This window comes from Streptomyces sp. NPDC058239, assembly GCF_042882185.1.
Taxonomy (GTDB): Bacteria; Actinomycetota; Actinomycetes; order Streptomycetales; family Streptomycetaceae; genus Streptomyces.
The window spans coordinates 189523-208869 of record NZ_JBHVWS010000006.1; the positions used below are offsets into that span (position 1 = coordinate 189523).

The following is a 19347-nucleotide window of genomic DNA, read 5'->3' on the forward strand; positions in this document are numbered from 1 at the left end:
CACCTGACGCACCGAAGCGGTCAGGAGTCCTCGGCCAGCTCCAGCCAGCGCATCTCCAACTCGTCGCGTTCCGCGACCAGTTCGCGCAACTCCGCGTCGAGCTTCGCCACCTTCTCGAAGTCCGTGGCGTGCTCCGCGATCTGTGCGTGCAGCGTGGTCTCGCGTGTGGAGATCTTGTCGAGCTGCCGCTCCACCTTCTGCAGTTCCTTCTTCGCCGCACGTGCGGCCTGCGGGGAGACGCTCGCGGCCGACACGGCCTTCTCCTTCGCCGCCGCGGGTGCGGCGGAGGGGGTGGCCGCCTCCTCCATCCGCTGCCTGCGCTCCAGGTACTCGTCGATGCCCCGCGGCAGCATCCGCAGCGTGCGGTCGCCGAGCAGCGCCATCACCCGGTCCGTGGTCCGCTCGATGAAGAACCGGTCGTGAGAGATCACGACCATCGATCCGGGCCAGCCGTCGAGGAGGTCCTCCAGCTGGGTCAGGGTCTCGATGTCGAGGTCGTTGGTGGGCTCGTCGAGGAAGAGGACGTTCGGCTCGTCCATCAGCAGGCGCAGGATCTGCAGCCGGCGCCGCTCACCACCCGAGAGGTCGCCGACCGGGGTCCACTGCTTCTCCTTCGAGAAGCCGAACTGCTCGCAGAGCTGGCCCGCGGTCATCTCCCGGCCCTTGCCGAGGTCGACCCGGTCGCGCACCTGCTGCACGGCCTCCAGCACTCGCAGGTTCGGGTTGAGCTCGGCGACCTCCTGGGAGAGGTAGGCGAGCTTGACGGTCTTGCCGACGACGACCTTCCCGGCGGCGGGCTGCGCGTCGCCCTGCGTACGGGACGCGTCGGCGAGCGCCCGCAGCAGCGAGGTCTTGCCCGCACCGTTGACCCCGACCAGGCCGATCCGGTCGCCGGGGCCGAGCTGCCAGGTGAGGTGGGTGAGCAGCGTCTTGGGGCCTGCCTGGACGGTCACGTCCTCCAGGTCGAAGACGGTCTTGCCGAGCCGGGCGTTGGCGAACTTCATCAGCTCACTGGTGTCGCGCGGCGGCGGCACATCGGCGATCAGTTCATTGGCCGCCTCGATGCGGTAGCGCGGCTTGGAGGTACGGGCGGGGGCGCCGCGGCGCAGCCAGGCCAGCTCCTTGCGCATCAGGTTCTGCCGCTTGGACTCCTCGGTCGCGGCGATGCGCTCCCGCTCGGCCCGCGCGAAGACGTAGTCGCTGTAGCCGCCCTCGTACTCATGGACCGTGCCGCGCTGGACGTCCCACATGCGCGTACAGACCTGGTCGAGGAACCAGCGGTCGTGGGTGACGCAGACGAGCGCCGAGCGACGTGCCCGCAGATGGCCGGCCAGCCAGGAGATGCCCTCGACGTCGAGGTGGTTGGTCGGCTCGTCGAGGACGATCAGGTCCTGCTCGGCGATGAGCAGTTTTGCCAGCGCGATCCGGCGCCGCTCGCCGCCGGAGAGCGGGGCGATGACGGTGTCCAGGCCGTGCTCGAAGCCCGGCAGGGCGAGCCCGCCGAAGAGTCCGGTGAGCACATCGCGGATCTTTGCGCTGCCCGCCCACTCGTGGTCGGCGAGGTCGCCGATCACCTCGTGGCGGATGGTCGCCTCGGGGTCGAGCGAGTCGTGCTGGGTGAGGACGCCGAGGCGCAGCCCGCCGCTGTGGGTGACACGGCCGCTGTCCGCCTCCTCCAGCCTGGCGAGCATCCGGATGAGGGTCGTCTTGCCGTCGCCGTTACGGCCCACGACACCGATCCGGTCCCCCTCGGACACACCGAGGGACACACCATCGAGCAGGGCACGGGTGCCGTACACCTTGCTGACCTGCTCGACATTGACCAGATTGACGGCCATTTCACTCCTGCCTGGGGGATCGATCGACGTCCCAGGGTAGTCGGCTCGCGGCTGCGATAGCGTGCGGCAATCGATCAAGGGGCGGGGCCCCGGTCGGAAGATCTTCGAACATCTCAGGGGTGGGGACTTCAGTGGGGACTTCGACGGTGCGTGGCACCGTGCGCAATGCCGTCCGAGGGCCGGTGCGGGGCATGGTTCCGGCGGCCCTGCTGGCGACGCTTGCGCTGGCGGGCTGTTCGTCGGCGTCGCAGGATGCGGGGTCCGTGGCCGAGAAGCCGGCCGGCGGGAAGCCGTCGCAGAAGGCCGGGGCGGCCGGGAAGACCGCCGTCAAGGCAGGCACGGTCGGCGGCTCCGGCTCGGCCTGCCCGCTGCCCGTGGCCTTCGACCTCGCGGCATCGTGGAAGCCGAAGGCCGTCCACGTCGATCCGGACTCCGAGCTCGGGGCCGCACTCGGCGTGCAGGGCGGGGTCACCATGGTCTGCGAGATCGACGCGAAGCCGGCGGGGAACATCGGTTATCTGCGGGTGTGGCAGGGCAAGAAGTCCGACCGCACCCCGCGTCAGGTCCTGGAGGCGTTCATCGCCGACGAGGACGGCGCCGGAAAGGTCACGTACACCGGGACCAGGGCGGGCGACCTGGCCGCGGCCGAGGTCGGATACACGGTCAGGAGCAAGCTGCTGGACGAGCTCAAGAAGGAGCGGGCCTTCGCCGTCGCCACCCCGGACGGGCCGGTCGTGGTCCATCTGGGCGGGATGGACTCCGAGGAGCACGAGGCGATGCTCCCGGCGTACGAGCTGGCGAAGAAGAGCGTGCGGCTCGGCTGACCGGGCGGCGGTGCCGCCCGGCCGGCCCGGCTCACAGGACCGTGGCGCCCGGCGCCGGGGACACCGCGGCCCGTGCGTTCCTGCATGTCCCCGAGGTGATCAGCGCCTCGGCCACCTTCCGCGCCGACTCCGCGTCCGCCACCAGGAACGCGGTGGTCGGCCCGGAGCCCGAGACCAGGGCGGCCAGGGCGCCGGCCTCGGTGCCCGCGGCGAGGGTGTCGGCGAGGGAGGGGCGCAGGGAGAGCGCGGCGGGCTGGAGGTCGTTGCTCAGGGCACCCGCGAGAGCCGTCGCGTCACCGGTCCGCAGCGCGTCCAGGAGCGCGGCGGACGCGGCGGGATCCGGGACGTCCGTACCGGCCGTGAGCCGGTCGAACTCGCCGTAGACGGCCGGGGTGGAGAGCCCGCCGTCGGCGACCGCGAAGACCCAGTGGAAGGTTCCGCCGACGTCGATCGCGGTCAGCTGCTCGCCGCGTCCGACGCCGAGAGCCGCGCCGCCGACCAGGCTGAACGGGACGTCGCTGCCCAGCTCCGCGCAGATGGCGAGCAGCTCGTCCCGCGTGGCGCCGGTGGACCAGAGGGCGTCGCAGGCCAGCAGGGCGGCCGCACCGTCGGCGCTGCCGCCCGCCATGCCGCCCGCGACGGGGATGTCCTTGGCGATGTGGATGTGCACATCGGGAGCGATGCCGTGCCGCTCGGCCAGCGCGATCGCGGCGCGGGCGGCGAGGTTCGTCGCGTCCAGCGGGACCTGGGCGGCGTCCGGGCCCGAGCAGGTGATGCGCAGTTCGTCGGCGGGGGTGACGGTGACCTCGTCGTACAGGCCGACGGCGAGGAAGACATTGGCCAGGTCGTGGAAACCGTCGGGGCGCGGGGCGCCGACCGCGAGCTGGACGTTGACCTTGGCGGGTACGCGGACGGTGACGCTCACTCGCCACTCCCGGAGGGCTTGTTCTCGGCAATGGCGGCGAACTCCTCGACCGTCAGCGCCTCGCCGCGGGCCTGCGGCGAGATCCCGGCCGCGACCAGGGCCGCTTCTGCGGCGGGCGCGGAGCCCGCCCAGCCGGCCAGAGCCGCCCGCAGCGTCTTGCGGCGCTGGGCGAAGGCCGCGTCGACGACCGCGAAGACCTCGGTCCTGCTCGCGCTCGTCGTGATCGGCTCGGCACGCCGGACCAGCGAGACCAGACCGGAGTCGACGTTCGGGGCGGGCCAGAAGACATTGCGGCCGATGGACCCGGCCCGCTTGACGTCCGCGTACCAGTTGGCCTTCACCGACGGCACGCCGTAGACCTTGTTGCCCGGCTTGGCGGCCAGCCGGTCGGCGACCTCGGCCTGGACCATGACGAGGGTCCGCTCGATGGACGGGAAGCGCTCCAGCATGGTCAGCAGGACCGGCACGGCGACGTTGTACGGAAGGTTCGCGACCAGCGCGGTCGGCGCCGGGCCCGGCAGCTCCCGGACCAGCATCGCGTCGGAGTGCACCAGGGCGAACCGGTCGGCACGCCCCGGCATCCGGGCGGCGACCGTGGCCGGCAGGGCGCCCGCCAGCACGTCGTCGATCTCGACGGCGACGACCCGGTCCGCCGCCTCCAGCAGCGCCAGGGTCAGCGAGCCGAGCCCCGGACCGACCTCGACGACGACGTCGTCCGGGCGGACTTCCGCCGTCCGCACGATCCTGCGGACCGTATTGGCGTCGATGACGAAGTTCTGACCGCGCTGCTTGGTCGGGCGTACGCCCAGCTTGGCGGCCAGCTCGCGGATGTCTGCGGGGCCCAGGAGGGCATCGGGCTCAGTGGTGCTCACCCGGTAAGCCTACGGCCGCGGCGCGGCCGGGGGCTCGCCCCGTTGCGCGTACGGCCTCCCGCTCCGCCGCCTCCGCTACCTCCGCGCCCGGACGACGACCTCGTCGCCGTCGGCGAGCGGGCTGCCGAGGGCAGGGGTGACGGTGTCGTGGGCGGCGACGGTGACACCCTGGTCGGCGAGGAGTTCGTCGACGTCGTCCGCGAAGGTGTGCAGGGTGCGGGGCGTGCCGTCGACATCGAGTGTCACCGCCTTGTCGCAGGCCACGAACGCGGTGGTGCCGCCGGCCAGGAACGCGACGACGAGGGCCTGCGGGACGAGACGGCGCAGGCTCTCGGGGCGGACGGGGACCTTGCGCCGCCGCCCGGCCCGGCGCGCCGCCGCCCGGCCGCCGTTGGTGCCGGGGAGGGCCGGCCGGCCGGGCAGCAGGGGCGTATCGACGACGGTCGGGGCGCGTACCGCCCAGGCGGCGAGCGTCAGCTGCTCATGGAGCGGTACGGATACGGATGCGGCGGCCGGAAGACGGGCGGGCGGCATCGCCACCGCCGTACGCCCCCTGCCGCGTGCTGCACGGTGACTGCCCTTCGAATTGCTCACGACGCTCCAGAGGATCCGATCGGCCGGCTCGCCTGATGGCGCCCGGGACGATAGCGGAGCATCGACGACTCTCCAAAACGACTCAACTACACACCGTAGCCGCGGAGTCGGCCGCCACCGGCCCGTACCGGTCAGTAGTCGAATGCGCGGGCGGTGTTGTCGGAGATGGCCGACGCCAGGGTGTCCTCGTCCACGCCCTTCACCTCCGCCATGGCACGCAGCGTGACCGGAATGAGGTAGGGCGCGTTAGGCCGTCCGCGGTACGGTGCGGGGGTCAGGAACGGTGCGTCCGTCTCGACCAGAACCAGTTCCATCGGCGCTACGGCCAGTGCGTCACGCAGCGGCTGGGCGTTCTTGAAGGTGACATTGCCCGCGAAGGACATGAAGTACCCGGCGTCCGCGCAGATCCGGGCCATGTCGGCGTCGCCGGAGTAGCAGTGGAACACGGTCCGCTCGGGGGCACCCGCGTCGGCGAGGATGCGCAGCACATCCGCGTGTGCCTCGCGATCGTGGATGACCAGCGCCTTGCCGTGCCGTTTGGCGATCTCGATGTGGGCCCGGAAGGACTCCTCCTGCGCGGCCATTCCCTCGGGGCCGGTACGGAAGCAGTCGAGCCCGGTCTCGCCGACACCGCGTACGTGGTCGAGTGCGGCCAGCGCGTCGATCTCCGTGAGGGCCTCGTGCAGTGCCGCCTGGCCGCCCCCTTCACGCGCCCCCTGCCGCGACCGGCCGTCGGGGTCGCCGTGCACGATGCGCGGCGCCTCGTTGGGGTGCAGGGCCACCGCCGCGTGCACGTTCGCATGCGCGGCGGCGGTCTCGGCGGCCCAGCGCGAACCGGCCACGTCGCAGCCCACCTGGATCACGGTGGTCACATTGACCGCCGCGGCCCTGGCCAGGCCCTCCTCGACAGTTGCGTCCTGCATGTCCAGGTGGGTGTGCGAATCGGCGACCGGCACCCGGAGGGGTTCGGGCAGCGGCGGGGCTTCGGAACGACTCATGACGACGATCGTACGAGGACCGCGCCGGTGACCTTACTTGCGGTGGAAGGGGTGCAGCAGGTCGGACAGGTGCCAGTGATGCCCCGCACCCGCAGGTGCGACGGTGGCGGCCACGGCCTCGCCCTCCCGGGCGCCGATGTCCTCGATCGCCGGCCGCGTCGACGTGGGGTTGTGGAGCAGCCGCTGGACGGTCGAGACCCGGCCGGCCCGCATGATCCGGACCACGTGTCCGCCGCAGTTCGTGCAGGTCGGCGTGGAAAGGGGTGAGGGCACCCGTTCGCCGTCCGCCTTGTAGATGACGAAATCGTTGTTGGAGCCGTCGACGTGGTGCTCTATCTCGTAGGCCTGCTCCCAGCCGTATCCGCACCTCATGCAGGCGAAGGCATACGCCTCGTGCACGGTGGTTGCTGCGCTCTCGCTCATGCCTGCTCCTTCGTCCGTCGGACAAGCACTCCGGAGAATGCGTCCCTTGTGCCAGTGGACGCCGTCTCCGGCGGGAGCGCATCAGGCCCTGTCGAGTGTTGGAGCGGATTTGGCCTTCTCGTGGCAGAAAGGCCCGGTGCACGGCTCGCGCTTTGCCTTCTACGACAGTCCTTTGCCCTCTGCTGGGCCGGTTCGCGCCGCATTCTTTGCCGCGACGACCGCGTCGAAGACTTCGCGCTTGGGCAGCCCCGCATCTGCGGCAACAGCGGCAATGGCCTCCTTGCGCCGCTCCCCCGCCTCCTCGCGCACCTGCACCCTGCGTACCAGCTCCGCGGCGTCCAGCTCTTCGGGTCCGGAGTCGGCCGCGCCCTCGACGACCACGGTGATCTCGCCGCGTACCCCTTCGGCCGCCCAGACCGCCAGCTCGCCCAGCGGGCCGCGCTTCACTTCCTCGTACGTCTTGGTCAGCTCCCGGCACACGGCGGCCCGGCGGTCGGCGCCGAAGACCTCTGCCATCGCCGCGAGGGTGTCGTCGAGCCGGTGCGGGGCCTCGAAGAAGACCATGGTGCGGCGCTCGTCGGCGACCTCGCGCAGTCTGCCGAGCCGTTCGCCCGCCTTTCGCGGAAGGAAGCCCTCGAAACAGAAACGGTCGACGGGCAGCGCGGACAGGGCGAGAGCCGTGAGTACCGCGGACGGGCCGGGGACCGCGGTGACCTTGATGTCCTTCTCCACGGCTGCGGCCACGAGCCGGTAGCCGGGATCGGAGACGGACGGCATCCCGGCATCCGTGACCAGCAGGACGCGGGCGCCGCCGGTCAGTGCCTCGACGAGTTCGGGCGTACGGGCCGACTCGTTGCCCTCGAAGTAGGACACGACCCGCCCCGTGGTGTGGATGCCGAGCGCCTGCGTGAGGCGGCGCAGACGCCGGGTGTCCTCGGCGGCGACCACATCGGCCGTCTCCAGTTCGGCGGCGAGGCGCGGCGGGGCGTCCGCCACATCGCCGATGGGGGTTCCTGCGAGTACCAGCGTTCCAGTCGTTCCAGTCACATGAGTCATCCTCCCAGCACGGGCGACAGCGCTCGCACAGACGCGTTCCCTACGATGGCGCGGTGACGAGTACTGCGCCCGAAGCCCGGCAGGGCCAAGACGCCGGGGAACCGCACGGCGAAGAGCCGACATCCTGGCAGCAGCGGCTGCGCCGCTTCGGCCATTCGCCCCGGCCCGGAATCGGGCTGCGTGAACGGCTGGTTCCGCCGTACACCCGCCCCGGCGCCCAGTTGTGGGCGGTGCTCGGGATCTCTCCGCCCATGGCCGAGCGCCTGGTGCGGTGGTCCGCCTGGGGCGGCCCGCTGCTGGTGGCACTGGTCGCCGGGGTGCTGCGGTTCTGGAACCTGGGCAGCCCGCACGCGCTGATATTCGACGAGACGTACTACGCCAAGGATTCCTGGGCGCTGATCAACCAGGGGTACGAGGGGAACTGGCCCAAGGACATCGACAAGCTGATCCTCGACGATCCGTCGAAGGTGCAGGTCCCGGTGGATCCGGGCTATGTGGTGCACCCACCGGTCGGCAAGTGGATCATCGGGATCGGTGAGCAGATCTTCGGCTTCACGCCGTTCGGCTGGCGGTTCATGGTGGCCGTGCTCGGCACGCTGTCGGTGCTGATGCTGTGCCGGATCGGGCGGCGGATGTTCCGCTCGACGTTCCTGGGGTGCCTGGCCGGCACGCTGCTCGCCGTCGACGGTCTGCACTTCGTGATGAGTCGCACCGCGCTGCTCGACCTGGTGCTGATGTTCTTCGTGCTGGCGGCGTTCGGCGCTCTGCTGATCGACCGCGACTGGGCGCGGCGCCGCCTCGCCGCCGCGCTGCCGGTCGACGAGGAGGGTGTGCTGCGCCCGGATGCCGAGGTCGCGGAGAATCTGCGGCTGGGCCTGCGTCCGTGGCGGCTCGTCGCAGGCCTGATGCTGGGGCTGGCCTTTGCCACCAAGTGGAACGGCCTGTACATCCTGGTCGGCTTCGGTCTGATGACGGTGCTGTGGGATGTGGGCGCGCGCCGGACCGCGGGTGCGGTTCACCCGTACACGGCCGTGCTGAAGCGGGATCTGCTGCCGGCGTTCGTCTCGACGGTCCCCGTCTCGATCCTCACGTATCTCGTCTCCTGGACCGGCTGGATCGTCACCGACAAGGGCTACTACCGGAACTGGGCCCAGACCGACGGCAGGGGCGGCAGCTGGACGTGGTTGCCGGACTGGCTGCGCAGCCTGTGGCACTACGAGTACCAGGTCTACGAATTCCATGTGAATCTGACGTCCGGCCACACCTACCAGTCCAATCCGTGGAGCTGGATCGTGCTCGGCCGGCCCGTCTCGTACTTCTGGGAGGAGCAGCCGGGCTGCGCGGCGTCGGAGACCGGCAAGTGCTCCCGCGAGGTGCTGGCCATCGGGACGCCGCTGCTGTGGTGGGCGGCGTGCTTCGCCCTGGTGTACGTGCTGTGGCGCTGGTTCTTCCGGCGCGACTGGCGGGCGGGGGCGATCGTCTGCGGTGTGGCGGCGGGCTGGCTGCCCTGGTTCTTCTACCAGGAGCGGACGATCTTCCTCTTCTACGCGGTCGTGTTCGTGCCGTTCCTTTGTCTGGCGGTCACGATGATGATCGGCGCGATACTGGGTCCGGCGGCGGGGACCGGGGCCGAACGGGAACTCGGCCCGGCGACCGGCGATCCGTCGGGGGAACGGCGGCGGATGCTGGGGACGATCGCAGCAGGCGTGCTGGTGTTGCTGATCATCTGGAATTTCATTTATTTCTGGCCCATCTACACAGGAACACCCATTCCCGACGGGTCCTGGCGGGACCGGATGTGGCTGGATACCTGGATCTAGCTGGGCTGGAGCACCAAGAGGCCGCAGTCGATGACTGCGGCCTCTTGGTGGTTGCCGGCCACCCTGGACGGCCCGCAGGCGGCCCGGCCGTCGGCCGATTCGCTTGCGGTCCCGGGTGACCTGGGTGTCCGGGAGTTGGGCAACGTGGAAGTCCGCCGGCCTCCTAGAGCGATGCCAGAACACGGTCGAGCGCCGCCCGGCCCGCGGGTCCCCATGTCGGCTTGCCACCCGGCAGGCCCCGCTCCCCGGCCTGACCGATGAGGATGAGGACGAGGCTCTTCAGGGCAGCCAACCCTCGTGCGCGCCGGATCGTCGCCTCGTCCGCGTGCGCGTACGCGTCGAAGAACCGTGCAGCCGCCCCCGCGGGAAGGAGCACCCACGCAGCCGCGAGATCGACCGCCGGATCGCCTGCGCACATGTCACCGAAGTCGATCACGCCCGAGAGTGTCCCGTTCGCGACGACGACATTTGCCGGGTGAAGGTCGCCGTGCAGCCATACCGGCGGGTCCTCCCAATCGGGAGCCGCAAGGGCATCGTCCCAGACGTCCTGGACATTCCGGAGGTCGCCGGCAACGCCTTCGGAGGCGAGGCCGTCGAGTGTCTTTCCGAAGGTGTCCGTGAGCGTTTCGAGGGGAACGCCGCGATCCGGGCTGACCGGTGCCTCGGCGGGCGCCTTCACATGGAGCGCCTTGAGGAAGCCCGCCAAAGTGTCGGCCGCGCGGTCGTGGCCGATCGGGGCGCGGTCGGCCGGTTCGCCGGGAACCCATGTCGCGATGGTCCATGGCCTCGGGAAGCGTGCGGAGGGTTCACCGATCCGTATGGGGGTCGGGACCGGTAGTGGAAGGCACGGGGCCAGGGCGGGCAGCCACCGGTGCTCGTTGCGCAGGAGGGACGGTGCGCGCTCCGTGCGCGGCATGCGCACGGCCAACTCGTCTCCGAGACGCCACAGTTGGTTGTCCCAACCGCCGACCACCTCACGCAGGTCCAACTCTGCAAGGTCCGGATGCTGCTCTCGCACCAGAGAGCGCACCAAGTTCTCATCGATCTCGAAGCTGTCCATGATCTCACTCAACCATCGACGGCACGGGCAGCCGGACCTGATCAGCCGGGACAGCATCCTGCATTCATCCAGCCAGGACCGCACCACCCGGGATGGACCGCCGCCGGGAGGGTGAGGACGACCGTCGTACTCATGCCACATGTATCGCGTTCCTATAACAACCATCTCGACTGTCACCACCGTCCCGTAGTGTGCCCGGCAGCATCCCCTTGAACGCGTTCAAGGGGAACTCCTGGGGAGGGGGACTGCAGGGATGCGCAGTGGAGCGAAGGTTGCGATAGTCGGCGGAGTGTTCGCGGTCGTGGTCGGCGGGGTGGGCTACGGGGCGTACAACGTCCTGGACGGCCTGAACGGCGGTGGCGGCGACGGTACGGACAGCAAGTCCACCTCCGCCGAAGTGAAGACGGGGCCGGTCACCAAGGCGGAGATCGACGACGCGTCGAAGAAGTTCCTCAAGGCCTGGGCGAGCGGCGACGCGGCTGCCGCGTCCCAGCTCACCAACAACGCGGCCGAGGCCGAGCAGGCCCTGACCGGCTACCGCGAGAGCGCCCATGTCACCGAGGCGGTGATCACTCCGGGCCCGGCGGTCGGCACGAAGGTGCCGTACACGGTGAAGGCGACCGTGTCGTTCGAGGGGAAGTCCAAGCCCTGGTCGTACTCCTCCGCACTGACCGTGGTGCGCGGCCTGACCACTGGCAGACCGCTGGTCGACTGGGCCCCCACCGTCATCCACCCGGATCTCATGGCCGGTGCGTCGCTCAAGACGGGTGAGGCGTCGACGCCGTCGATCGAGGCCGTCGACCACAACAACAAGGTGCTCACCAAGGAGAAGTACCCCTCCCTGGGGCCGATCCTGGACGCACTGCGCGAGAAGTACGGGGAGAAGGCCGGCGGCACCGCGGGCATCGAGACCTGGATCGAGAGCGCGGACGCGGGCGGCCCGGACAAGACCCTGCTGACGCTCACCAAGGGCAGGCCGGGCAGGCTGCAGACCACGCTGGACGCGAACGCCCAGGCGGCGGCCGAGGTGGCCGTGAAGAAGTTCAGTCAGGCCTCGGTGGTCGCGGTCCGGCCGTCCACGGGCGCGATCCGCGCGGTCGCCAACAATCCGGCCACCGGATTCAACGCGGCGATGCAGGGCAAGCAGGCGCCCGGTTCGACGATGAAGATCGTGACGGCGGCGATGCTGATCGAGAAGGGCCTCGCCTCGGCCAACCAGAAGATCGAGTGCCCGCCGACCGCGACGTACTACAACCGCACCTTCAAGAACCTGGACGACTTCTCCATTCCCGATGGCACTCTGACGACCAGCTTCGCCCGGTCCTGCAACACCGCCTTCATCAAGCTGATCGACGACACGAAGGACGACGCGGCGCTCGCCAAGGAGGCCCGCGACGTCTTCGGAATCGGCCTGGACTGGAAGACCGGCATCCTGTCCTTCGACGGCAGCGTGCCCGAGGAGACCGAAGGCGAGGCGGCCGCCCAGTACATCGGTCAGGGCACGGTCCAGATGAACGCCCTCAACATGGCGTCCATCACCGCCACCGCAAAGAACGGCACCTTCCGCCAGCCGATCCTCGTGGACCGGTCCCTGGACGGCCGGCAGATCGCCACTGCCTCCCGGTCGCTGTCCCCGTCCGTCTCCCAGCAGCTCATCAACATGATGCGCCAGACCGCGAGTTGGGGCACCGGAAAGGCCGCGATGGCCTCGGTCGGAGGCGACAAGGGCGCCAAGACGGGCTCGGCGGAGGTGGACGGCCAGGCCACGTCCAACAGCTGGTTCACCGGCTTCAGCAACGACCTGGCCGCAGCGGCGGTCGTCCAGTCCGGCGGCCACGGCGGGGACGCGGCGGGACCGGTGGTGGCGGCGGTACTGCGAGCGGGTTCATGACGCGCCCCCGCGCATGGAACCTCGTCGCGTGGCCCGCGCGGTGTTCGCTAGCGTGCAGGGCATGAGCACGAACGACACCACCGTTGCCCGAGCCCACCCCCGATTCGCCGAGGCCCTGCTGGAGCTGGGGCTACAGGTCGAGATCCGCCGGTTCCCCGAGGCCGTCCGGACCGCCGCCGAAGCCGCTGCCGCGATCGGCTGCGAGCTCAGCGAAATCGTCAAGTCCCTGATCTTCGAGGCCGACGGCGTCCCGGTGCTGGTCCTGATGGACGGCTCCTCGCGCGTCGATGTCGAGCTCGTACGCGAGGAACTGGGGGCCGGGAAGGTCAAGCGGGCCGGGGCCGATCTGGTCCGGGAGACGACCGGGTACGCGATCGGTGGCGTGCCGCCCTTCGGGCACCGCACGAAGACCCGGGTGCTGGCCGACCGCGGTCTGCTGGACCACGACGTGGTGTGGGCGGCGGCCGGCACCCCGCACACCGTGTTCCCCCTCGACCCCAAGACGCTGATCGGGCACGCCGGCGGAGCCGTGGTGGATGTGCGCGAGCAGTCCGAGTGACACCGCTGGTCGCCTTCGCCGTCCTGATCGCCGCGGTCACGCACGCCAGTTGGAACGCGATCGCGCATGCGATCAAGGACCAGCTTCTCTCCTTCACCCTGATCTCCGGGGGCGGGTTGCTGATCGGCGCGTCGGCGGCCTGCTTCGTCCCCTTGCCGGCCGCCGGGGCCTGGCCCTGCATCATCGTCTCGGCCGCGCTGCATGTGGCGTACATGCTGCTGCTGATGCGTTCGTTCACCCTGGGCGACTTCGGTCAGATGTACCCGATCGCCCGGGGCACGGCCCCGCTGGTGGTGACGGTCCTCGCCGCCGTCTTCGTCGGTGAACACCCCGATGCCTGGGCCACGACAGGCGTCGCGGTGGCCTCGGCGGGACTGGTCGGGCTCGCCCTCTGGGGCATTCGGGGCTCCGGCAGACGCCCGGACTGGCCGGCGCTGGTCGCCGCCGTCGCGACCGGCCTGGCGATCGCCGGGTACACCACGATCGACGGGGTCGGGGTGCGTGCCTCGGGTACCTCGCTCGGCTATATCGCCTGGCTGATGATCCTGGAGGGTCTGGCCCTCCCGGCCTATGCGCTGTACCGCCACCGGGGCCAACTCGCCCACCGGCTGAAGCCGTTCGCCGCACGCGGGCTGCTGGGCGCGGCTCTGTCGGTCACGGCGTACGGCCTCGTCCTGTGGGCCCAGACGCGGGCGGCGCTGGCCCCGATCGCGGCGCTCCGCGAGTCGTCGATCATCGTCGGCGCAGCCATAGGCGCGGTGTTCTTCAAGGAGCGCTTCGGCGCGCCGCGCATCGCGGCAGCGGGGCTGATGGTGGTCGGCATCGGGCTGATGCTGCACTCGAGTTGAGTGGGAGGGGCGGCGCCACGGTCAGGTGCCCCCGGCTCGCCCTCACCCCTTCGCGGGGACGTGACACCCGCATCCCGATGTGTCACGTCCGTGCAGCACGGGTCAGGTGCCCCCGGCCCGCCCTCACCCCTTCGCGGGGACGTGACACCCGCATCCCGATGTGTCACGTCCGTGCGGCACCCCACCTGAACTCCGCGCCATGCCGAGGAAATACTGGGACGAGCTCCCCGACGGAATCCACACAGCGATCCACCAGCAGACCGGCGGCTGCGGGGCGCGGCGGACCGCTGGGCCGCGTACCGGCTGGGCGGCTGACGCCCCGCGCGCCCGGGGCCAGGACCTGTCGGCATCGACGACGGGACGACCGACCCCGGATCAGCCGGGAGGCCGCCTACTCCCCCGAAACCGCCTGCCGGAAGCCCGAGTTGACCGCGGTCAGCCCGCCGTCCACGCGCAGCGTCGTCCCCGTGATCCAGGCCGCGTCGCGCGAGGCGAGGAAGGCGACGGCGGACGCGATGTCGTCGGGCTCGCCGACCCGGCCGAGCGGGTAGAGGCCGCTCACCCGGGACAGTTCCGCGTCGCGGCCCGCCCAGGCGTCGGTGCGGATCGTGCCGGGTGCGACCAGATTGACGCGTACGCCGCGCGGTCCCGCATGGCCCGCCAGGGTACGGGTCAGGCTGCCCAGGCCCGCCTTGGCCGCGCTGTAGGCGTGATTGCCGAAGTCCTGTTCGCCGTTGACCGAGCCTATGTTGACGATCGCGCCCCGGCCCGAGGCCACCAGGTGCGGGAGGGCGGCGCGGGCACAGCGGTACGGTCCGGTGAGTGTGATGTCCAGGTCGCGCTCCCAGACCTCGTCGGGCTCGTCCTCGAAGAACGGGGCGTCGGGGGCACAGGCGTACGCGTTGTTCACCAGCACGTCGAGGGAGCCGAAGGCGGCGACGGCGTGGGCCACCGCGGCCTCGATCGCGGCCCGGTCGCCCACGTCGCAGGGCAGCGACTCGGCCGTCGCGCCCGTCTCGCGCATCTCCGCGGCGGTGCGTCCGGCGCGGTCGCCGTCCAGGTCGGTGACCAGGACGCACGCGCCCTCCGAGGCCAGCCGGCGGGCCGTGGCCGCACCGATGCCCTGGCCTGCTCCGGTGATGAGTACGCCGTAACCGTCGAACCGTGAACCAGCAGAGTGAGGAGGAGTCATAGCGCCGACCGTACTGCCCTGACCAGGGCCTGGGCACGGGGATCGGCGGTGACTCCCTTCTGCAGACCGTTCGTCACATAGCCGAGCGCGATACCGGATTCGGGGTCGGCGAATCCGAGCGAGCCACCCCGGCCGGGGTGGCCGAACGAGCCGGGGGCCAGCAGTGGGGCCGCCGGGCCGTGCAGCATGTAGCCGAGGCCGAAGCGGGTGCTGACGACCAGGACCCGGTCCGGGCCCGCCGACTCCTCGGTGCGGGCGAGGGTGAGCGTGGCCGGGGCGAACAGTCGGTGGCCGTCGACCGGGCCGATCATCGCGGCGTAGCAGCGGGCCAGCGCGCGGGCGGTGGCGATGCCGTTGGAGGCGGGGAGTTCGGCCACCCGGTAGGCGGGGTCGTTCTCGTCGGGGAGGGGGTCGATGGCCCCGAAGGCGCGGCGGGTGAGGGACTCCGGGTCGCGGTACGCCTCGACGACGGACCGCTTGGGGCGCATCCTCAGGACGCCGCCGTTGCCCGCGTCGGCCGGGGGTTCGACGGGCCCGATCCGGCCCACCCGGTGTGCCTCGTCCGCCGGGAGGCCGAACCAGAAGTCCAGGCCGAGCGGTCGGGCGATCTCCTCGGCGACCCAGCGGCCGACGGTGCGGCCGGTGACCCGGCGCACCAGTTCGCCTATGAGCCAGCTGTAGGTCTGGGCGTGGTAGCCGTGGTCGGTGCCGGGTTCCCACTGAGGGCGCTGGGCCGCGACGGCCTGTGGCCCGGAGATCCCGTCGGCCGCCTCGGAGGGGGTCAGCGGGCAGTCGAGGGCGGGGATGCCGGCCCGGTGGGCGAGGAGGTGGCGGACAAGCACACGTTCCTTGCCGGCCGTCTTGAACTCGGGCCAGTACGTGCCGACCGGGGCGTCGAGGTCGACCTGACCGCGCTGGTGCAGCATCAGCGGTACGGCGGCGGCGATGCCCTTGCCCGCCGAGCGGACGATCTGCACGGTGTCGACGGCCCACGGTTCGACGCCGTCGACGTCTCTCGTACCGGCCCACAGATCGACGACCTTGCGCCCGTCCCGGTAGACCGCGACGGCCGCGCCGCGTTCGCCGCGCTGCTCGAAGTTACGGACGAAAGCATCCCGGACCGGTTCGAATCCGGCCGCCACGGTGCCCCGTACGTCCACGCCTGTTCCTGCGCTCCCGCTCATCCCCCCATGGTGCATCCCGCCGCAGGTCGGACGCGGGGCGGGTCACCCCATGTTCACAGTCACGGAACGCGGGTCGAAGCCGAAGGGCAGCTCCAGACGGTGGGTGCGCATCAACTCCTCGTCGCAGAGCAGATCCTGGGTACGGTCGTCGGCTGCGATGACGCCCTCGCTCAGGACGACCGCCCGCGGGCAGAGCTCAAGGGCGTACGGCAGGTCGTGCGTGACCATGAGCACAGTCACGTCCAGGGACCGCAGGATGTCGGCGAGTTCGCGCCGTGAGGCCGGGTCCAGGTTGGAGGACGGCTCGTCCAGCACCAGGATCTCCGGCCGCATGGCGAGGACGGTGGCGACGGCGACGCGGCGGCGCTGGCCGAAGGAGAGGTGGTGCGGCGGCCGGTTCGCGTACTCCTCCATGCCGACCTGCCGCAGGGCTTCGGTGACGCGTTCCTCCAGTTCGGCGCCGCGCAGCCCGGAGGCGGCGGGACCGAAGGCGACGTCCTCGCGGACGGTGGGCATGAAGAGCTGGTCATCGGGGTCCTGGAAGACGATGCCGACGCGGCGGCGGATCTCCGCGAGGTTGCGCTTCTCGACCGGGAGACCGGCGACCCGGACGGTGCCCGCACCGGCGTCGAGGATGCCGTTGAGGTGGAGGACGAGGGTGGTCTTGCCGGCTCCGTTCGGGCCGAGCAGGGCGACGCGTTCGCCTCGGGCGACCGTCAGGTTCACCCCGAAGAGCGCCTGGTGGCCGTCGGGGTAGGCATAGGCGAGGCCGCTGACCTCTAGGGACGGCGCGGGGGCGGTGGGCATGCTCATACGGTCCATCCCAGCAGACAGATGATGAGGGCGAGTACGGGGAGTGCCGAGGCGTGCGCCCACTGGGTCCTGGAGGCCGTCACCTCGTCGATGACCGGCATGGAACCGGCGTAGCCGCGGCTGACCATCGCGAGGTGGACGCGTTCGCCGCGCTCGTACGACCTGATGAAGAGCGCGCCCGCCGATTTGGCCAGGACACCCCACTGCCGTACCCCGCGCGCCTCGAAACCGCGGGAGCGGCGGGCGATCGACATCCGGCGCATCTCGTCGGTGATCACATCGCCGTACCGGATCATGAAGGAGGCGATCTGGACGAGCAGCGGCGGCAGCTTGAGTCGCTGGAGGCCGAGCAGCAGCGAGCGCAGTTCGGTGGTGGAGGCGAGGAGCACGGACGCGGCGACGCCGAGGGTGCCCTTGGCGAGGACGTTCCAGGCGCCCCAGAGGCCGGGGACACTGACGGAGAGGCCGAGGACGTGGGTCTGCTCGCCGGGCACCACGAACGGCATGAGCAGCGCGAACGCGACGAACGGCACCTCGATGAGCAACCGCTTGAGCAGGAATCCTGCGGGGATGCGGGCCAGTGCGGTGACGGCGCCGATCAGTGCCGCGTACAGCGCGAACGCCCACACCGCCTCGCGCGGCGTCGAGACGACGACCACGACGAAGCAGAAGGCGGCGGCGAGCTTGCAGTGCGGCGGCAGATCGTGGACGGGCGAGTGCCCGTGCCGATAGAGCCTGTGGGCGTGTCCGGCACCCATGTCAGACGGTCTCTTCGGTGCGCGGGGTGCCGACGGGCGCGTCCGGCGTGCGACGGCGGCGGACCACGTAGAAGACTCCGCTGCCGACCACGATCGTGGCACCGACACCGATCACTCCGGCGAGGCCGCCCGAGATCCGGGCGTCGGAGACGTCCTTGACGCCGTAGTCGGCGAGCGGGGAGTCCTTGGCGGCGTGCTCCTCGGTCTTCTTGTCGATGCCCTGGTCGGCGGCGACCTTTTCCAGGCCGTCGGGGTTCGCGGAGGCGTAGAAGGAGACGAAGCCCGCCAGGACGAGGGCGGTGACCAGGCCGGTGGCCCAGATTCCCCGGGTGGAGCGGGCGGCGACGGGGGCGACGGACTGCCGGGCGGGGGCGTCGACGAGCTCGCCGTCGACCCGGAGCTTCAGCGGGGCGGTGAGTCCACGGGCGCCGTGGACCAGATCGGGACGTACGGCGACGACGGCGCCGACGGTCAGGGCGGTGATCACGGCTTCGCCGATACCGATCAGTACGTGGACCCCGACCATGGCGGTGAAGACCTTGCCGATCGGTATGTCGGTGGTGCCGCCGATCCAGTAGATCAGCGTGAAGACGCAGGCCGCGGCCGGTACGGAGACCAGGGCGGCAACGAAGGACGCGGCCGTCATGGAGCGACGGGTGCGCGGCAGCACGCCGACCAGCCCGCGGAAGAGGGCGTACGCGACGACGGTGGTCGTGATGCCCATGTCGAGCACGTTCACGCCGAGCGCGGTGAGGCCGCCGTCGGCGAAGAGGATGCCCTGCATGAGCAGTACGACGGATATACAGAGCACCCCTGTGTAGGGCCCGACCAGGATCGCGGCGAGCGCACCGCCCAGCAAATGGCCACTGGTGCCCGCGGCGACCGGGAAGTTCAGCATCTGTACGGCGAAGATGAACGCGGCGACCAGGCCGGCCAGCGGAGCGGTGCGCTCGTCGAGTTCACGGCGGGCGCCCCGCAGGCTGACGGCGACGGCACCCGCGGCGACGACACCGGCGGCGGCGGAGACGGGGGCGTTGATGAATCCGTCGGGTACATGCATGGAGGAGGCTCCGCTTCCTGCGTTACTGCGTAGCTGCGCGGGGTCATGAACCTCTCAATGATAGGTCCTTGTTGCGAACCATTCGCAAGAGCGCATACATAACAGCTGTGCGACCCCGGCCTCCCCGGCACCCTCGCCGCGCCAACCGGCCAGAATATGCAACATTGGAGGGCAGGAATAGACAAACAGGAGGAGTCGGCCATGTCCCTCGTGATCGAAGAGCACACCGAAGCCCGGCTCATCACCGAGGCCACCGACACCTTCGCAGTCCCCGTCGACCTGCGGTACGACGCCGGCTCCGACCCGCGAACCGTCCATGTCGCCTTCCCCGGCGGCACCGACTGGGCCTTCGGCCGCGATCTGCTGGAGGGCGGGATGCGCTCCCCGGCCAGGCGCGGCGCCATCCGGATATGGCCGTTGGGCCGGGCGCAGCTGATCGTGGAGAAACACTCGGCGGACGGCGTCGAGGTGGTGCAGTTCGACAACGCGTCGATGATCCGCTTCCTGCACCGCATCCACGACGAGAGCAGCCCCGAGGCCGTGCGGACGGCGACCACCCGGGCGTGACGGCATGAATGAGCCCCCGTGCCGCTCGCACGGGGGCTCATCATCGCCCCGGCCCCCGTCCCCAC

At 70.8% G+C, this 19347-nt stretch carries 18 protein-coding genes and 1 pseudogene; 6 read left to right on the forward strand and 13 right to left on the reverse strand.

Annotated features, from left to right (window positions below; translation table 11 throughout):
* Window positions 1-20: 20 nt before the first annotated feature.
* On the reverse strand, window positions 21-1838 hold the full coding sequence (locus ACFVYE_RS10820) for an ABC-F family ATP-binding cassette domain-containing protein (protein ID WP_383961689.1): 1818 nt from the start codon (window positions 1836-1838) through the stop codon (window positions 21-23).
* Between the two features lie 191 nt (window positions 1839-2029).
* Here ACFVYE_RS10820 and ACFVYE_RS10825 point away from each other — a divergent pair, with 191 nt between their 5' ends.
* Complete coding sequence (locus tag ACFVYE_RS10825) at window positions 2030-2662, forward strand: lipoprotein (protein ID WP_389605131.1); 633 nt, start codon at window positions 2030-2032, stop codon at window positions 2660-2662.
* 31 nt (window positions 2663-2693) lie between these two features.
* Here ACFVYE_RS10825 and ACFVYE_RS10830 read toward each other — a convergent pair whose 3' ends face one another.
* The 6 genes and pseudogenes from ACFVYE_RS10830 to rsmI all read right to left on the reverse strand — a co-directional run bounded on the left by ACFVYE_RS10830 (window position 2694) and on the right by rsmI (window position 7530).
* Entirely contained in the window at window positions 2694-3587 is an 894-nt protein-coding gene (locus ACFVYE_RS10830) for a 4-(cytidine 5'-diphospho)-2-C-methyl-D-erythritol kinase (RefSeq protein WP_389605071.1), read from the reverse strand.
* A complete protein-coding gene (gene rsmA, locus ACFVYE_RS10835; RefSeq protein ID WP_383961683.1) occupies window positions 3584-4459 on the reverse strand; it encodes a 16S rRNA (adenine(1518)-N(6)/adenine(1519)-N(6))-dimethyltransferase RsmA in 876 nt (291 codons plus the stop codon). The genes ACFVYE_RS10830 and rsmA overlap by 4 nt, the downstream gene beginning before the upstream one ends.
* A 78-nt stretch (window positions 4460-4537) precedes the next feature.
* Window positions 4538-4993, reverse strand: a pseudogene (locus tag ACFVYE_RS10840) (ubiquitin-like domain-containing protein); the annotation flags it as partial.
* Between the two features lie 191 nt (window positions 4994-5184).
* On the reverse strand, window positions 5185-6051 hold the full coding sequence (locus tag ACFVYE_RS10845; protein ID WP_383961680.1) for a TatD family hydrolase: 867 nt from the start codon (window positions 6049-6051) through the stop codon (window positions 5185-5187).
* Window positions 6052-6084: 33 nt separating this feature from the next.
* The gene (locus ACFVYE_RS10850) at window positions 6085-6474 is read right to left on the reverse strand and encodes a hypothetical protein (protein ID WP_383961677.1); all 390 of its coding nucleotides are present in this window, start codon (window positions 6472-6474) and stop codon (window positions 6085-6087) included.
* Window positions 6475-6633: 159 nt separating this feature from the next.
* Complete coding sequence (rsmI, locus tag ACFVYE_RS10855) at window positions 6634-7530, reverse strand: 16S rRNA (cytidine(1402)-2'-O)-methyltransferase (protein ID WP_093893252.1); 897 nt, start codon at window positions 7528-7530, stop codon at window positions 6634-6636.
* 53 nt (window positions 7531-7583) lie between these two features.
* Here rsmI and ACFVYE_RS10860 point away from each other — a divergent pair, with 53 nt between their 5' ends.
* Window positions 7584-9350, forward strand: coding sequence for a dolichyl-phosphate-mannose--protein mannosyltransferase (locus tag ACFVYE_RS10860; RefSeq protein ID WP_383961673.1), 1767 nt, complete (start codon window positions 7584-7586; stop codon window positions 9348-9350).
* A 163-nt stretch (window positions 9351-9513) separates the two neighbouring features.
* Here ACFVYE_RS10860 and ACFVYE_RS10865 read toward each other — a convergent pair whose 3' ends face one another.
* Window positions 9514-10410 carry an aminoglycoside phosphotransferase family protein gene (locus ACFVYE_RS10865; RefSeq protein WP_383961714.1) on the reverse strand — a complete coding sequence of 299 codons (897 nt, stop codon included), beginning with the start codon at window positions 10408-10410 and terminating at the stop codon, window positions 9514-9516.
* 253 nt (window positions 10411-10663) lie between these two features.
* Between ACFVYE_RS10865 and ACFVYE_RS10870 the strand changes: the two genes are divergently transcribed.
* The 3 genes from ACFVYE_RS10870 to ACFVYE_RS10880 all read left to right on the forward strand — a co-directional run bounded on the left by ACFVYE_RS10870 (window position 10664) and on the right by ACFVYE_RS10880 (window position 13708).
* Complete coding sequence (locus ACFVYE_RS10870; protein ID WP_383961670.1) at window positions 10664-12301, forward strand: penicillin-binding transpeptidase domain-containing protein; 1638 nt, start codon at window positions 10664-10666, stop codon at window positions 12299-12301.
* Between the two features lie 61 nt (window positions 12302-12362).
* On the forward strand, window positions 12363-12860 hold the full coding sequence (locus tag ACFVYE_RS10875; RefSeq protein WP_383961668.1) for a YbaK/EbsC family protein: 498 nt from the start codon (window positions 12363-12365) through the stop codon (window positions 12858-12860).
* Window positions 12857-13708 (forward strand): EamA family transporter, encoded by an 852-nt coding sequence (locus ACFVYE_RS10880; protein WP_383961665.1) that lies wholly within the window; start codon window positions 12857-12859, stop codon window positions 13706-13708. The genes ACFVYE_RS10875 and ACFVYE_RS10880 overlap by 4 nt, the downstream gene beginning before the upstream one ends.
* Before the next feature lie 391 nt (window positions 13709-14099).
* Here ACFVYE_RS10880 and ACFVYE_RS10885 read toward each other — a convergent pair whose 3' ends face one another.
* The 5 genes from ACFVYE_RS10885 to ACFVYE_RS10905 form a co-directional block, all read right to left on the reverse strand.
* On the reverse strand, window positions 14100-14900 hold the full coding sequence (locus ACFVYE_RS10885) for an SDR family NAD(P)-dependent oxidoreductase (protein WP_389605076.1): 801 nt from the start codon (window positions 14898-14900) through the stop codon (window positions 14100-14102).
* Entirely contained in the window at window positions 14897-16060 is a 1164-nt protein-coding gene (locus ACFVYE_RS10890; protein ID WP_383961711.1) for a serine hydrolase domain-containing protein, read from the reverse strand. Before ACFVYE_RS10890 ends, ACFVYE_RS10885 begins: the two co-directional genes overlap by 4 nt.
* A gap of 66 nt (window positions 16061-16126) precedes the next feature.
* The gene (locus tag ACFVYE_RS10895) at window positions 16127-16897 is read right to left on the reverse strand and encodes an energy-coupling factor ABC transporter ATP-binding protein (RefSeq protein ID WP_114244991.1); all 771 of its coding nucleotides are present in this window, start codon (window positions 16895-16897) and stop codon (window positions 16127-16129) included.
* Window positions 16894-17655, reverse strand: coding sequence for a cobalt ECF transporter T component CbiQ (cbiQ, locus tag ACFVYE_RS10900; protein ID WP_383961659.1), 762 nt, complete (start codon window positions 17653-17655; stop codon window positions 16894-16896). Before cbiQ ends, ACFVYE_RS10895 begins: the two co-directional genes overlap by 4 nt.
* 1 nt (window position 17656) lies before the next feature.
* Window positions 17657-18715 carry an energy-coupling factor ABC transporter permease gene (locus ACFVYE_RS10905; RefSeq protein WP_383961656.1) on the reverse strand — a complete coding sequence of 353 codons (1059 nt, stop codon included), beginning with the start codon at window positions 18713-18715 and terminating at the stop codon, window positions 17657-17659.
* 201 nt (window positions 18716-18916) lie between these two features.
* Between ACFVYE_RS10905 and ACFVYE_RS10910 the strand changes: the two genes are divergently transcribed.
* On the forward strand, window positions 18917-19282 hold the full coding sequence (locus tag ACFVYE_RS10910; protein WP_383961654.1) for an SsgA family sporulation/cell division regulator: 366 nt from the start codon (window positions 18917-18919) through the stop codon (window positions 19280-19282).
* Window positions 19283-19347 lie beyond the last annotated feature (65 nt).